This is a genomic window from Adonisia turfae CCMR0081 (genome assembly GCF_011009555.1).
In the GTDB taxonomy this organism is placed as follows: Bacteria; Cyanobacteriota; Cyanobacteriia; order Phormidesmidales; family Phormidesmidaceae; genus Leptothoe; species Leptothoe turfae.
Window position 1 is genome coordinate 4,485,006 of the sequence record NZ_QXHD01000004.1, and the last position, 15,229, is coordinate 4,500,234.

Sequence of the window (15,229 nt, forward strand, 5' to 3'; positions counted from 1 at the left end):
AGGACGGCGTGGGAGATTTCATGGCCCAGCAGTCCAGCAAGCTCAGCTTCGCTATCGGTGTCGAGAATGGCTCCAGCATTGACGAAGATTTTGCCGCCAGGTAGGGCAAATGCATTCAATTCTCGGTCAAGAATGACATCGAAGGTGTAGTCAAAATCATCGCGACCGGCTACGGAAGCTAACTGATTTCCAATGCCACGGACATAGGCTAAAAGCTCTTCATCTTCGGAGAGGGGAAGCTGCTCGCGGGCTGAGTTAGCGACTGATTCTCCTAACGATTTTTCGCCCTGCAGCAGGATCAGGCTGGAGTTGAGGGCGGTAAAGGGACCGTATAGACCGCCAGTGAGGATATAACCAGCGGCTCCAGTGAAAATGTTTGCGATCGCATTATTCCGAATTTTGGCATTCGTGGCTGACTTAAACCGATCCAAGTTTTCATCAGCTAGATTGGCGTAGTGTTCTGCGTCAGGATGCTCTTCATTCAATAATGCAAATTGACGTGACGCAATCGATGCTTCAATCCATTCTTCTTGCTTCATCATCAACTCAATCTGAGCACTGAGTAAATCAGGATCGTATGGATATAGTGTCAGTGCCTTTTCCAGAACTATTTCAGCATCCTCTGGACGCTCGTAGGTTTGGAGTAGCTCGGCATAACGCAGATGACCTGGGATAAAGGCTGGAACTTCTTCTGTGAGTAAGCCTAAGGGAACCAGGGTTTGCGACTCTCTGCCCGCCTCTATGCCACGGGCAGACTCGCGCCAATAGACGGCTCCACCAGGGGAAAGCTGCTCAGGATTGCGAAAAGGTTCGGCTGGAATATTTTCTAAATCATCATCATCGCGCCAACCAAACGTTTTGGCTTCACGATAGTACTCTTCGGCAGTGGCAATATCACCGGCCAGATATAGTCGGTCTGCCTCTATAATCAGCTCTCGCTGAAACCAAGTTTCTTGTTCCAGGGCGGCAGCTTCAGCATCGTATTCAACCTCATCTTCCGCTACAGTTGCAGCGTCTGAGGCCTCGTCACTAGTTTCATCAGCGGCATCCTCTTCAACCTCATTTTCCGCTGTAGTCTCAGCGTCTGAGGCGGCGTCGCTAGTTTCCTCGCCCATCGGTTCTACACTCTGCTCTGGGGTGTCACTACTACCACTATTTTGGAGAATGATATGACCAGGGCGTTCTGATGCTCGACCTGGCAATACTGGGCTCAGCAGTAGTGTAAGGCTCAACCCCACTGCTAAGAGCAGCGCAAAACGTTTATTGACCTTCATCATGGCTCGGAATAACGAAGCGATTGGATCTCAGAATGATGCTCGGACATCCCTAATGGAACTATTTTGCCAAATCTGCCCTGTAATAACCTGAGCGATCGTGCTTGTTTGAGGGGCTTGGCTGCAAATGTATGGGTGACATGCAGGTTTTTTCTCGGTGAAAGTCGCTTCAATACGACGGCAGAATGGAAATGAGCGCAATATACTAAGTTTTATGACGCGTTAAGAGGTTACCCACCATGACTCCTGAGACCCTTGAAACTATTAAGCCTTATCTGAATTTTTTCCATCCGATGTTGATGTGGGTCCTGTTTGGCCTCACTGTATATGCCATGTATTTGGGCTTCCAGAGCCGAAAGGTCCGTTATGCCAGTGGTGAAGCAAAGAAAGAACTTATCAAAGGTAAATTTGCCCTTAAGCACCACCAGATCGGGTCAATCATCTTGGCGCTGATGGTACTCGGTACCATCGGCGGTATGGCGGTTACCTATCTCAACAACGGCAAGCTATTTGTCGGTCCCCATCTATTGGCTGGTCTAAGTATGACGGGTTTAATTGCGATCGCAGCATCCCTTGTGCCCTACATGCAGCGTGGTAGCGAAACTGCTCGCTTGACCCACATTAGCCTCAACGTAATTCTTGTGGGTTTGTTTGGCTGGCAGGCGGTGACCGGTGTGCAAATCATGCAGCGCATTTTGGATAACGTTTTTGGAATCACGTTTTAGTCAGTGATTTTGTGTTTTTCACCTAAATAATTTTGAAAAGGGAGCGGCTAATGAGGCGGCTCCTTTTTTGATCAGAGGTGCCATTGCGTTTTAACCTGATCGCTAGACCCCACGAACTCTACTGGATGATGGCCAACGCAAAAACAATGACTAAGCCTCCTGTGCTGATGCAGCTGGCGATGGCACTGAGTGGTTTAGTGGCCTATGGTTACAACTTCTCAAAAGAGAATGTTTTTAATCAGATGCCTGCGGTGATGGCTCTGGTAGACCCCACACTCTACAGTCAGGACTTCTATGTGCAGGAGATGCTCCAGTTCACACCGAGGTCCTACTATTACTATGCTTTAGCGCTACCGGTGAAGCTGGGCTTGAGTGTGCCGATGGTCTGCTTTATTTACTTTGCGATCTCATTTGCAGGCTTGAGTTTGGGGCTATATGCCATTGGTCGAGAGTTGGGGCAGTCTAAACTGGCTGCCGCGGCTTTACCCTTTCTGGGCTTAGCTGTTGTGGATGGCACTGTGGGGGTTACGGATTTGTTTCGGCGCTCTCCGAACCCCAGTGTTTATGCCATTGCGATCGCGGTTTGGGGGATTTACTTCTGTTTGAGGCAGCAGTGGATACGGGGCTATGTCTTATTTGGCATCAGCTGTCTACTACAGTTTCTGGTTGGTTTGTTGCCAGGGGTTTTATTCACTCCGGCGTTGATTTTTTATTGCCTCAGGCACAAACGACCCAAACAGCTTTTAGGGGCATGGGGAGCCCTGCTGGTTTTGGCAGGCATGGTTTACAGTCCCATGGTGCTGAGTGGCAATACGAGTAGCGATTTGCTCAGCAATTCAGACTTTATTTGGCTCTATGGCTATGTGCGACACCCCCACCACATCATCATGTCCCACTTTTCCGTCAAGAGCTGGTGGCGGTTTGTTCACTTTTTGGTGGCAGGTTTGGCGTGTTTATATGGCTCTCGACAGTTAAAGCCCAATCACAAAATGACCATTGGCTCTGCCATGGTGATGGGCTGTGGGCTCTTAGCTCTTGGCTATTGGTTTGTGGAGGTTTATCCCATCGCGACTGTGGCTAAACTACAGTTTGCGCGAACAACACCGTTTATTTTGCTAATGGCGCTGACGGCTATTGCTGTGTATGCCAGCGAACACTATCGCCGAGGGAATCAGGCGCTGGCATTACTCTTAATTGCTGCGCCTGTTGTCGACAACTATGGTGGACTGACTACTCTGGTGGTGGTGGTTTTAAGCCTGATTAAGCCGGGCGGAGACACCTTTTGGAAGTATGTGAACCAACGGGTTAACCGCTTTCCGGTCCTGAATTATGCACTCTTTTTGATTGTGCTGACGGTGACCTATTCCTTCCATTTGGCACTGTTTTTAAGCTTTGCGTATCCGTTTTTGTTAGAGGAGTTCCCTGCCCAGGTGAAACGGTTGCGTCCAGCGGCTTATGTGATCACTGCTGTATGTGTTGTGTTTGTTGGTCTCAATCTGGGTGGTGTGATTGTTCATCGCAGTTTGGGGCCTGTTCATCGGGCGATTAAATTTGCTCCGTTATATGATCACCCGGTTAAAAAGCTGGGGGTAACCTTTCGCGATCGCACCCCCACTGACGCTCTGGTGCTGGTACCTCCCGCAGATCGGATCTTTCGTTTCTATAGCCAGCGCTCTGTAGTCGCTACTTTTAAGGCATTTCCTTTTACAGATGCTGGTATTGTTACCTGGCAACAGCGGCTAGAGGCGATGGTGGGCACATTGCCAGCCCCTGCGGAAGATAAGTTAGATGCAATATTTATGCAGCGCACGGCGGCGGAATTAGTCGACGTGGCAAAGCAGTTTGGTGCAGGCTATATCCTGACTCGACAAGAATGGCACCCAGATATGCCCGGCACCTTAATAGGCGAACAAGAAGGCTGGACAATTTGGGATGTGAATAGCGCCCCTAATTAAGCCGGAAAAGCTTCTCATCCTCAACGTCCCGCTTCATACTATTTGAGAGCTAATAATCCCTGTTCTTTGAGCTTGGGATTGAACTTAATGGGGATCTGAGCACCTCGGTCGGCAACTTTGGCTTTGACGTCGGCTTCAACGCGGCGGGCGAGCTGTTTGAGCAATTTGTTGGTTTGGGAGGGTTCGGCGTTTGCGATCGCATCCCGCTCTACTTCTGTCATAAAGGCTTTAGCATCAATGGGTTTTTCCCACATAGTTTGCTGGTCAGCGTTACCAGGTGGGATGGTGCCATATTCTGAGATCCAGGACTTCCGAATTTCCTCTAGCAGTGTGCGGCTAGGGCGCGTTACTGTGTGGACCTTAAACCAGTGGCACTGCTGCGGACAGCGCACTAAATGCTGCGTGAGCCCCACACTGACATCTCTTGAGTAGCCAACATATTGCAGCGTTTTAGCCTCATCAAAAATGGCATAGATACCCACTTTGCTAGCTAATCCTGGTGGTAACTCACCCTCCACTAAATAGGGATGCATATCTAAATCAGCCAAAGTCGGTGTGGTGTCAGCCATGAATTACGTTAGAGCTCACTACGTCCCTCATCCTAGTGTTGACGGTCAAAAGATCGGTATTCTTTCCAATAAACTCAACGATTGCCGTCCCACGTGTTTCAAAAAGAAACACTATAGTGAAGAAAAATTCCGCCATTCCGCCATGAGTACCCCTACCCCAAAAGACTGGACCAATCGGATCATCTTCGTTTTACTCATAGCCTTTATTGGCTGGCAACTATTCCGAGTGGGCTTAATTGTGGGCGTCGCCAATGGTTGGCTTTAGCCAAAAGGTGTTTGAAATAATGGGCTGCGGGAAGCTGTGCTTCCCTTAATCAGTGTGCTCCTGAATCGGGTCTGGTTGCTTGGCTACAAAGGCCAAAATATCGCGAACAACACCAGTGACACCGCGACTATTGGGAATCAGGATGCTGCCTTTGAGGGCTCCTTTGTCCCGTAGGTGGTTTAGGGATTTAGTCAGTGAATGATTGGAATATCCAACAATCGAAACCACCAGATCGCAATCAGCTAGCTTATCTTTGAGTTGCTTCTGAGACGTACTCACCTCTCGATGGGATGGAATTTCTACCGGTGTATGGATCAGCCCATGGCTAGTGTGTAATGTGTCGATTACGAAACGTCTAGTGGCTTGGTGTCCCCCGACAAAAGCAATTTTCCAATTGGCTAAATTAGTTTCTGGTGTCGTATCTGGTTGAGAATTTGATAAAGGCGCTGTTGCTGGAACCTCGGTTGCCTGGAACCGTTGAACAGCCACTAAATTGGAATGACAATTGCTCAGGGCTGATGTTTGGTTAGCGAGTTCTCGTTTTAACGTTTGAAGTTCAGTATCATTTTCAGCGATTAATACATCTAGCTCTTCCCATAGCTCATGGACCTGCTGGTTTTTATTTTCTAAGGCCTGTTGCAGGTCCAAACATTGAGCTTGGGCTTGGGTCAGTTGCTGGGTTAGATCTGCTTCATTCTGTTGCGAGACTGCTAAGGCTGTCCGTAATTGCCTGACGCGGCGATATTCATTGCCACTAATGCCATCCCAAAGCCTTATGCACCAATGGCTCAAACGCCTGATCGGTTTTTTGATGGGATAGATAACGTTTGGGGACTTCATAGGGGCGGTCTCCTTGCGCCGAAATTGCCTTAGCCCTTTGCTTTAGAAATAACGCTATCGTAACCACGCTCGATTGTGTCCATGTTATAGCGATTCTTTGTAGTATCTATTCCCTATTCCCCACTCCCCCTATAAAATGCTGATTGCTGTTTTTGACGGTAATTTATGCCTGGCCCTGAAATTCCCTCTGTTGCTTGGACTTGGCCCATCGGTGCGCAATGGGAAACGCCCTATATCGTTCGCTACGCTAGCAACTTAGATGATGGCCCTGAGCACGGCATGCCACTGGGGGGGCTGGGGGCTGGCTGCATTGGCCGGGCACCCAACGGCACCTTCAACCTGTGGCATTTAGACGGTGGCGAGCATATCTTTGATCATTTTCCGGCCTGTCAGTTTGCCGTCTATGAGGAAGCAGCTGGTGCCTCGCAAACCTATGCCATGGCAACGACTGGTGATGGGTTAGAGCGTTGGCAATGGTACCCGGCGGGGCAGACAGGAAATGACGATGCCAAGGGAGGCACCTATAAAGCTCTATATCCCCGTAGCTGGTATTCCTATCAAGATGTTTTTAACGCAAACCTGACTTGCGAACAGTTTTCGCCCATATGGCCCGATAACTATCAAGAGAGTAGCTACCCGGTGGCGGTGTTTGTGTGGACAGCCCATAACCCCACTGATCAACCGATTACCTTGAGCATTTTGCTGAGCTGGCAGAACATGGTGGGCTGGTTTACTAACTCTGAGTCTTCGCCAGAAATTCAGCAGCGGGAGGATGGCAGCCCGTTTTATGATTATGTGCCACCGCTGCGACAGAGTGCTGGCAATTTTAATCTGCTAGTCAGCGGTGAGCGGGCCACGGGCATTGTCATGGATGGGGCTTGGACGGAGAGTCCTGGTGAAGGAGATGGCCAATTTTGTATTGCGGTGCCAACCACGGAGGGTATGACTTATCACACCCGTTGGAACCCGGCTGGGGATGGCGGTGATCTGTGGGACAGCTTCGCTGGCCATGGGACGTTAAGTAATGTTGCTGATACAACGTCTGCTGTTAAAGACGAACAGGTGGGTGGTGCGATCGCAATCAAATTCACCCTGGCTCCTGGCGAGACTCAAGAACTGCCCTTTGTCCTGACCTGGGATTTACCCGTAACCGAGTTTGCAAAAGGCAAACTGGCCTATCGACGATATACAGACTTTTTAGGTAGCGACAGCACTGACTTATCAGGTCGCTCTGGCCGCAATGCCTGGCAGTTAGCCCAGGAGGCGTTAGCCAATTACCCAACCTGGCGACAAAACATTATCGACTGGCAGCAGCCAATTCTCGATCGGCCCGATCTGCCCGATTGGTTCAAGATGGCTCTGTTTAATGAGCTTTACGACATGGCCAGCGGCGGTACGCTCTGGTCGGCAGCTAGTGAAGCTGATCCTGTGGGCCAATTTGGGGTGCTGGAGTGCATAGATTACCGCTGGTACGAAAGTCTGGATGTACGGCTGTACGGAGGTTTCTCAACGCTAATGCTATGGCCCGAACTCGAAAAGGCCATTATCCGAGCTTTTGCCCGGGCTATCCCCACAGAAGATCCCAAAAAGCGAATCATTGGCTATTACTACACGATGGGTGAATCCGAGCATTTGGCTCCACGCAAACTGAAAGGTGCCACCCCTCACGACTTGGGTGCTCCCAATGAGAATCCTTGGATAGCCACAAACTACACCAGCTACCAAGACTGCAATCAGTGGAAGGACTTACCCAGTGACTTTGTACTACAGGTATACCGCGCCTTTGTGCTCACCGGGGGCGATGACCTTGAGTTTCTGGCGGAATGCTGGCCCGCCGTGACTCAGACATTGCAATATCTCAAGCTGTTTGACCTGGATGGTGACGGTGTCCCTGAAAATGGAGGGGCTCCGGATCAAACCTTTGATGACTGGCAGCTTAAGGGCTTGAGTGCCTACTGTGGCGGACTGTGGCTGGCGGCCCTGGAAGCCGCGATCAAAATGGGTGACCTTTTGCAGCAGCATGGAAAAATTTCTGGCAGCTTTGCCATTGTGAAATCCCAGTATCAGCGCTGGATTAAGCAGGGCAAAATTGTTTATCAAAACAAGCTGTGGACAGGCAGTTTCTATCGTTTAGACTCCGAAAGCAACTCTGACGTGGTGATGGCCGATCAGCTGTGCGGCCAATTTTGTGCACGCCTGATGGATTTGCCGGACATTGTGGACCAAGAGTTTATCAATATTGCCCTCGACACGATTTACGATGCCTGTTTTGTGAAGTTCAATGAGTATGCAGCTAAGCATTCGACACCACAAAATCAAAAATTTGCAGGTTCCCAAACGGGTTTCTTTAGTGCGGCCCAGTTAGGGATGGCCATCGGTGCAGCCAATGGTGTGAAGCCCGATGGTTCGCCAGAAAACCCGGATGACACTCACCAGTTAGAGGTTTGGACCGGCATTAACTTTGGGTTAGCGGCATTTTTGGCTCAGATGGGCAAACGCGATCAAGCCATGGCAATTACAGAAGCGGTGGTGCAGCAAATTTATAACTATGGCTTGCAGTTTCGCACCCCAGAGGCAATTACGGCTATGGGAACGTTTCGGGCCTGTCACTATCTGCGCCCCATGGCTATTTGGGGATTATATGCTCAGCTCTAATTGCGATGGAGCTGGAACCTTAGTAATCTGACTGTGCATCAAGCTTAGGTCTGCTGGAAATTTGTGGATACCTATTGGATTTTTACGGCGGACCCTATGTAAACCAATAAAAGGCCAATAAAAGGAGGATTGTATGGGCGCTTTTTCAGGAGCTAATAACCACAGCACCAGCGGCAATGTAGGTGTGGCCATTATCGCTGGCGTTGGTGGCGATCTGGCATTTCAAGACTTTGCAACAGATGCCGATGGTGAGCTACAGGGATACTTAACCATCGGTGGTGATTTAGCCAAGCAGACGGTTGACTTGGGCACATTGCCTGCAACTGAGGGGGCATTTAATGTGTCATTTCCTGGAGACACCGATATTAGTTTATTTGACACGGTTGTTGTCACGGTGGGCGACGTCAGCGTCGGTACGGCTAGAGTCCCTTAAGTTGACGCATATGTTTCTGACCATAAAGCGGGGCAAAACTTGAGCTATGAGTTGATGGGTGGTGATGCTATTCAAACCCATGGAATACTGGCTGCTGGTGTTTTCCCCGTACTGTTGAAACAGATGAAACAGATAAATTGAAACAGAGAAATCTGTCGATTGTTATTAATTGTTGAACAGAGAAAGTTGTTTTTCTTGGCTTTTCTGTTTGAGTTGAGTGATGTCGAGACCTTCATGCTCTAGGAGCCAGCGTTTACGATCTAATCCGCCTGCGTAGCCTGTTAAATTGCCGTTTGCACCAATGACACGGTGACATGGCAACACAATGGAAATAGGATTCAAACCGTTGGTGGTGCCCACTGCCCTGACTGCCGCTGGATTGCCTAACTGTCGTGCCAGCTCTCCGTAGGACATTACAGTGCCAGCGGGGATAGAGCGTAAAGCTTGCCAAACCTTTGTCTGAAATTTAGTGCCACCAGGGTTAACTGGAATAGGGTCAATGGCAGTGAGATCCCCTGCTAGATAATGACGAATGGGGGTTAATAAATCACGTTCAAGTAGGTTGTAGCATGCACTGCCGAGTTGTAGTTCAACTAAATCAAAGGTGCCATAGCGCTTAGCCAATAGCCGCATCATTCGTTGCTCATATCCCTCGTAGTCAAGGGATACAACTACATTGGCATCGGTGACTAATAAAATAGTGCCAATGGGAGATGCGACTTTGGTGAGGTCTAAGGATTTAGGTGACATGGGAGAGCTACGATGAAAAATCGTATAGACCCACCATAGCACCTGGATATTGTTTCCGTTCTAACGGTGATCCTAATCGGTTCAGCTGCTCTACAATCGCTTCTTCTGATTCGGCTCGTTTGCGCGCCAACAGAATCCACACCCTCTTTTTGTTTTGTAACTCTGTTGTTTTGAGGGTCCTTAATTCCCTATAGTGCTGTTCTAAATCCTCATCAGATACTTTCCAAATGCCAATGTTTTGTAACTGGCTGAGGACAATGTCAGATGTCGGCAGTTCAAAGCGGCGATTATAAAATTTAAACTGTAGCTGTGCTCCTGGCAAAACATAGAGCTTATCCCCTGATTGCCAGTGCGTATCAATATATTCAATCGTTGGTCTCACGTGATCAAAATGCAAACCTGTAGGCACTATCGTAACGCGTAGACCTCGCTGTAACGGCATGAATATCATGGTTATTGCCATGATCAGGCTGATAACGCCCAGGATTCTAGGCTTTTGTTTCCATCTCTCCAACCAAAAAACAATTCCTTCTGACAGAAGGATAAGCGCAAATGGGGTTAAAAATAAGATCAGTCGTTCTCTAAACGGATATTTATGGAGAAAAGCAGCGATTAGAGAAATGATGAATGGGCTGCCAAGGTATAGTAGTCGCCGTTTAGATCTCTGATACAACAAAATACAGCCAGTCACAAAGGCCACCATGGCAACACCATCTGTGGGACTGGGAAACCCCAGGGGGCGATAAAAGAACCGGCCAAAGGAATCTAACAGCCATACAATATCCCAGAAATTATCGGGGTAGCGGCCTGCCCAGCTATCGGCTAACTCTGTCTCTGACAATGCTTTGCTGATCACCCCAAAGTATAGGCCGATGAAGCTAGCTATCCAGGCACCATAGAGAGGAATCCGTCGTAGTAAAAATTCTTTTAGAGATTGCCAGGATATTTTCCAGGGTTGAAGTGTGAGGATGTTAGCGCCTTCAACACCTGCCATGATAAAAATACTGGGAAATGAAAGCCAGATGCTGACTATACCCAGCATGCCAGCCATAGATAATTTTCTGAGGCTGGGTTTAAGGGTATCCATGGATATCAGCACCATGAATAACAATAATGCGATCGCAACATCCCAGCTATAGGGTTTGGTTTCAGTCGAAAAGTAGGCGATGTAGCCCAGCACTGAAAATAGCAAAATTGCAATGGGTCGCCCCCATCCTTGCGTAAACTGTTGGGTAAACCGATAAAACAATCCCAGGGACAACAACCCACCCAACAACGGGAATAGCCGTAAAGCAAACTCATGGCTGCCCAATGTATCAATGGCAAATTTCTCAACCCACAGAAACAGGGGTGGGGCGGCCTGGTTGTAATCTAGGGCCTCTAGCAATTCCAGATAGTTGCGGTCCAATAGGTTAAGCCCGAGGGCAACTTCGTCGAACCATAGGGACCGATTGCTAAAGTACTGGCTAAGTCGCATTAAAATCCCTATCCCAAGGCCGAGCAAGGAGGTTACCTCTAGCCAACGTTCCTGGGATAAGGATTTTAGGGTTTTGGTGAGCACGGTGCGTGGTGGATAGATATTGATCTTTGTACTGGTTTACCACGGATATCCTACGCACTGAACTCAACCCACTGAGACTGGACTACAGACTTTGCAGATGGCTTCAATGTGACGGTGGTCGGTACCACAACAGCCCCCCAATACCGTTAGATGCGGTAGCTGTTGCTTCAGCATGTAGAACCGTTCGCCCAGATCTTGGGGATTGCCTTCATCCAGGGTTTCGGTCTCGTTTAGCTCAGCGTGGCTCATCATGGAGGCATTGGCACGGATGCCGCGAATGCGCTCTACCCAGGCACCTTGATTCAGAATGGCACGGTCAAAGTGAATGGGGTGAGCACAGTTGATCATGTAATAGGCGGGAGCGCTATCAGTGGCTGCATCAACCGTATGAATCGCATCCCGTAGCCCCATGCCATTGGGTAGTGTGCCGTCGGTTTCCACCGTAAAGGAAATGACCACAGGCATTTGAGCGTTTTGGGCCGCGCGGGCGATGCCGATGGCTTCCTCAGGGTAGGTCATGGTAATGGCTGAAACCAGATCCGCTGTAGTGTCGCGGAAACTATCCACCTGGTCCTGATGATAGGACGCAGCCTCAGCCGCACTCATCATGACGTCAAGGCTGTAGCCGTCGGCCCGGGGACCAATGCAGCCGCTAATGACGATGGGGCTTTGGGCAGTGGCGTAGTCATGGCGAGTGGTTTCGAGCAGTGCGATCGCACGTCGATTCACATCTGCTAGCTCAGCAGCACCATAGCCCTGGCGATGACCCCAGTCAGCGTTTGCCCGCCAGGTGGGGCTCTCTAAAACTAAACCCAGGCCATAGGTTTGAGCCAGTTTTCCGTAGATGCTGAAATAGGTCTGCAACGCCTCAGTTCCAAGGGGACGATCCAACAACGTAAATGCTGCAAAGTCTGGCAAATCCCAGCCCTGCTGAAAAATCAGCACGGTTTCGATGCCCCCATCCGTAATAAAGACATCGTCAGACAGCTGGGGCAATGGGTGTCTGTAATAAGCCATAGGGGTTGGCTCCTTAAGTGTGTGCAAGGTTCGGTTAAATTTGATACAAACCTCAGATCGTTATTCCCCAGCGCATTTTGTGATTCTGGTCACGTTCTAGTGGCTGAGCAAAGCGCCATCGCCAGACAACCGTGGCAAAATAGGCAGTGACCCACAGTGACCCACGCCCAATTTCTGTCCATGCTGCGTCTTTCTGAGATCAAGCTGCCCCTCGACCATACGGACGAGGAACTACAGGCCACTATTCTGAAAAAACTGCGTCTTAAAGCAGCTGACATGGCTAGCTACAAAGTTTTCAAACGTAGCTATGACGCCCGCAGGCGTAGTGAAATTCGGCTGGTGTACATCGTTGACATTGAGACACCAAAACAAAAGCAACTGCTGAACCGATTCAAGAAAGATCCCCATGTGAATCCCACACCGGACACTAGCTATCACTATGTCGCTTCAGCCCCTCAGGGGTTAGAGCATCGACCTGTGGTGATTGGCAATGGACCCTGTGGTATGTTTGCCGGGCTATTGCTGGCCCAGATGGGGTTTAAGCCCATCATTCTGGAGCGGGGCAAGGCGGTGCACGAACGCTCTGTGGATACCTTTGGCTTTTGGAGTAAGGGCAAGTTCAAACCCGAGTCCAATGTTCAGTTTGGCGAAGGTGGGGCAGGTACGTTTTCTGATGGCAAGCTCTACAGCCGGATTAAAGACACAAATCACCATGGTCGTAAAGTCTTGCAAGAGTTGGTGAATGCTGGCGCTGTGCCAGAAATTCTGTACATCAATAAGCCCCACATCGGCACCTATCGGCTAGTCAAGATTGTGGAGAATCTGCGCAATACTATTCTCTCTCTTGGTGGAGACGTGCGATTTGAGACCCGCGTAGACGATTTTGATATCGAAGACCGTCAGATGCGGGGGGTGATCCTGGCCAATGGTGACTATATTCGTACTGACCATGTTGTCCTGGCGGTGGGACACAGTGCGCGTGACACCTTTGAAATGCTGCATCGACGCGGTGTCTATATTGAACCTAAGCCGTTCTCCATTGGTTTTCGTGTAGAGCATCCTCAGCCGCTGATTGATGAATGTCGTTTTGGTGAACAGGCTGGCCATCCAATCCTGGGGGCTGCCGACTATAAGCTGGTGCATCACTGCAGCAATGGTCGTTCAGTTTACAGTTTTTGTATGTGCCCAGGGGGCCAGGTTGTTGCGGCCACATCAGAAACTGGTCGTGTTGTTACCAACGGCATGAGCCAATACGAACGCAGCGGTAAAAATGCCAACAGCGGTATTGTTGTTGGCATCACTCCAGAAGAGGATTATCCAGATGGTCCCCTGGCAGGTATCGCCTTACAACGGGAATTAGAGTCCCGTGCGTTTGAGTTGGGTGGCAGCACCTATAAGGCCCCAAGTCAGTTGGTGGGAGACTTTCTTGCAGGTGAGCCTTCCACACAGCTAGGGAATGTTAAACCCACCTATCGACCTGGCGTGCATCTATGTGATCTCAGTACAAGCCTGCCAGACTACGCCATTGAGGCGATTCGTGAAGCTTTGCCTGTCTTTGATAAAAAGATAAAAGGCTTTGCTATGCATGACGCGGTGCTAACAGGTGTGGAAACGCGCACATCATCACCGATTCGCATTAAGCGTGGAGATGATTTTCAAAGTCTTAATACCAAGGGGCTATATCCGGCTGGAGAGGGTGCAGGATATGCGGGAGGAATTCTCTCGGCTGGTGTTGATGGTATTAAGGTTGCTGAAGCTGTTGCTCTGAGTATTGTGGAGAAAGCTGCTTGTTTTGCGGGGGGAGGCTAATACTTTAGACGTGAGCTATGCGGCATGGAGCAGTCGGTAAAGTTTGTCATTGTGTTGAATTCTCTTTTATGAGATTTATTGATCTTTTCTCGCTAGAGCTGGTTGTAGTGGAAGTGTTATATAGATCGTAGTACTAACTGTGGGTTGACTATTAATCATTAATGTTCCGCCTTGAAGTTCAGCAATATACTTAGCAATTACTAATCCTAAGCCAAGGCCTTGCTGCTCATATATTGAGCGCTCTAATTGGTTATAAGCCGCTATTTCGTTGATTTGGTCTGAGGTCATACCACGACCATAATCTTGAATGATCAAAATCATTTGGCCACTTTCCCAGCGATTACTAATGATGACCTCATCACCATTCTCAGAAAACTTAAAAGCGTTATCAATCAGTTCCTCCAGTAACTTCTCATAAAAGAAGGAGGAAATTGTTATGTTGCCAGATTGAAGTTTAAGGCGAAGATCAGCTTGGCGATTTAATTTGGTTGCGGTTCGTTTGGCAATTTCCTCAATCACAGGAGAGGCTGCTAGGTTAGTGGCTTGTTTGCAAAAGTTACTCGGTTTCGCTGAGTGTATAGTTAATTCTACTAGCTCGATATAGACCAAAAATTTAGTAATGGTGACCAAGAGACGTTCGCCAGCAGCTAAAATTTCATTACTGAGTTCTTGCACCTCGGGGTCGGGCATTGTACTTAAGATTTCAGCAAAACCAATGATTCCATTGAGAGGTGTATTGAGTTCATGGGGAATGGAGCGAGCGATATTAGCGCTTAATGTGTTCAGTTGTGCCTGTGATTGTTGAAATTGTAATTCTCTTTTGCCCAGTCTTGTATGAATACAATCTAATAAGTCTTCAATTTTAACAGGTTTGGTTAAATAATCATCGGCTCCCAAATTCATTCCTTCACGGATATTGAGCCGATGGGATTTCGCGGTTAGAAAAATAAACGGTATGGTTGCGGTTGAACTATTGTTCTTTAATATTCGCAAGACCTGATTGCCATCGAGCACTGGCATCATAACGTCACAAAGGATAATATCTGGCAGTGTTTTCTTTGCGATTTCAATGCCCTCTAAGCCATTGGCAGCTACTAGAGCATCAAAGTTACTCAGTTTCAAAATGCGTTGTAAGCTGGATCGAATCTTTTCTTCATCTTCAATAATTAGAATTTTTGTCATGATGAATTCTCTGGTAGTAAGTTCGTTGTGTTGCTGAACCAGCTCAAGATGAAGCTACTTTAGGAGGATACATAGAAGGTGAGAGTAAATAACATGTTTGACAAGAATCTCAACTCATCTAATCTATTCAAATTTCTCATGTTGATTGTGATAGATAACTCCTATAAATTGGTGATTCCTCTGATGTTTCTTAA

At 48.5% G+C, this 15,229-nt stretch carries 13 protein-coding genes; 6 read left to right on the top strand and 7 right to left on the bottom strand.

Features of this window, described 5'->3' with window-relative positions:
* On the bottom strand, window positions 1-1,277 hold a 1,277-nt coding region (locus DXZ20_RS23300; RefSeq protein WP_250565891.1), incomplete at its 3' end, for a M48 family metalloprotease.
* 236 nt (window positions 1,278-1,513) lie between these two features.
* Between DXZ20_RS23300 and DXZ20_RS23305 the strand changes: the two genes are divergently transcribed.
* Together DXZ20_RS23305 and DXZ20_RS23310 are read left to right on the top strand one after the other, a co-directional pair.
* Window positions 1,514-1,999 (top strand): DUF4079 domain-containing protein, encoded by a 486-nt coding sequence (locus DXZ20_RS23305; protein ID WP_163666087.1) that lies wholly within the window; start codon window positions 1,514-1,516, stop codon window positions 1,997-1,999.
* 146 nt (window positions 2,000-2,145) lie between these two features.
* Window positions 2,146-3,954, top strand: coding sequence for a DUF6798 domain-containing protein (locus DXZ20_RS23310; RefSeq protein WP_163701165.1), 1,809 nt, complete (start codon window positions 2,146-2,148; stop codon window positions 3,952-3,954).
* A gap of 38 nt (window positions 3,955-3,992) precedes the next feature.
* Here DXZ20_RS23310 and DXZ20_RS23315 read toward each other — a convergent pair whose 3' ends face one another.
* Window positions 3,993-4,523, bottom strand: coding sequence for a GIY-YIG nuclease family protein (locus DXZ20_RS23315; RefSeq protein ID WP_163701168.1), 531 nt, complete (start codon window positions 4,521-4,523; stop codon window positions 3,993-3,995).
* Here DXZ20_RS23315 and DXZ20_RS37715 point away from each other — a divergent pair.
* The gene (locus DXZ20_RS37715) at window positions 4,522-4,788 is read left to right on the top strand and encodes a hypothetical protein (RefSeq protein WP_250565013.1); all 267 of its coding nucleotides are present in this window, start codon (window positions 4,522-4,524) and stop codon (window positions 4,786-4,788) included. The genes DXZ20_RS23315 and DXZ20_RS37715 overlap by 2 nt on opposite strands.
* A 45-nt stretch (window positions 4,789-4,833) precedes the next feature.
* Here DXZ20_RS37715 and DXZ20_RS23320 read toward each other — a convergent pair whose 3' ends face one another.
* Window positions 4,834-5,628, bottom strand: a complete 795-nt coding sequence (locus tag DXZ20_RS23320; protein WP_163701171.1) for a hypothetical protein — start codon at window positions 5,626-5,628, stop codon at window positions 4,834-4,836.
* 165 nt (window positions 5,629-5,793) lie between these two features.
* On the opposite strand from DXZ20_RS23320, the gene DXZ20_RS23325 reads away from it, so the two are divergent.
* Both DXZ20_RS23325 and DXZ20_RS23330 read left to right on the top strand, forming a co-directional pair.
* Window positions 5,794-8,283 carry a GH116 family glycosyl hydrolase gene (locus DXZ20_RS23325; RefSeq protein ID WP_163701173.1) on the top strand — a complete coding sequence of 830 codons (2,490 nt, stop codon included), beginning with the start codon at window positions 5,794-5,796 and terminating at the stop codon, window positions 8,281-8,283.
* Window positions 8,284-8,416: 133 nt separating this feature from the next.
* Window positions 8,417-8,716 carry a hypothetical protein gene (locus DXZ20_RS23330; protein WP_163666098.1) on the top strand — a complete coding sequence of 100 codons (300 nt, stop codon included), beginning with the start codon at window positions 8,417-8,419 and terminating at the stop codon, window positions 8,714-8,716.
* A gap of 165 nt (window positions 8,717-8,881) precedes the next feature.
* Here the strand turns inward: DXZ20_RS23330 and DXZ20_RS23335 are convergent, their stop codons facing one another.
* The 3 genes from DXZ20_RS23335 to DXZ20_RS23345 form a co-directional block, all read right to left on the bottom strand.
* A complete protein-coding gene (locus tag DXZ20_RS23335) occupies window positions 8,882-9,466 on the bottom strand; it encodes a methylated-DNA--[protein]-cysteine S-methyltransferase (RefSeq protein WP_163666100.1) in 585 nt (194 codons plus the stop codon).
* A gap of 7 nt (window positions 9,467-9,473) precedes the next feature.
* Window positions 9,474-11,027 carry a hypothetical protein gene (locus DXZ20_RS23340; RefSeq protein WP_163701175.1) on the bottom strand — a complete coding sequence of 518 codons (1,554 nt, stop codon included), beginning with the start codon at window positions 11,025-11,027 and terminating at the stop codon, window positions 9,474-9,476.
* Between the two features lie 63 nt (window positions 11,028-11,090).
* A complete protein-coding gene (locus tag DXZ20_RS23345) occupies window positions 11,091-12,044 on the bottom strand; it encodes a homocysteine S-methyltransferase family protein (protein ID WP_163701178.1) in 954 nt (317 codons plus the stop codon).
* A gap of 180 nt (window positions 12,045-12,224) precedes the next feature.
* Between DXZ20_RS23345 and DXZ20_RS23350 the strand changes: the two genes are divergently transcribed.
* Window positions 12,225-13,853 (top strand): NAD(P)/FAD-dependent oxidoreductase, encoded by a 1,629-nt coding sequence (locus DXZ20_RS23350; RefSeq protein ID WP_163701181.1) that lies wholly within the window; start codon window positions 12,225-12,227, stop codon window positions 13,851-13,853.
* Between the two features lie 75 nt (window positions 13,854-13,928).
* On the opposite strand, the gene DXZ20_RS23355 is transcribed toward DXZ20_RS23350, so the two are convergent.
* Entirely contained in the window at window positions 13,929-15,035 is a 1,107-nt protein-coding gene (locus DXZ20_RS23355; RefSeq protein WP_163666109.1) for a hybrid sensor histidine kinase/response regulator, read from the bottom strand.
* Window positions 15,036-15,229 lie beyond the last annotated feature (194 nt).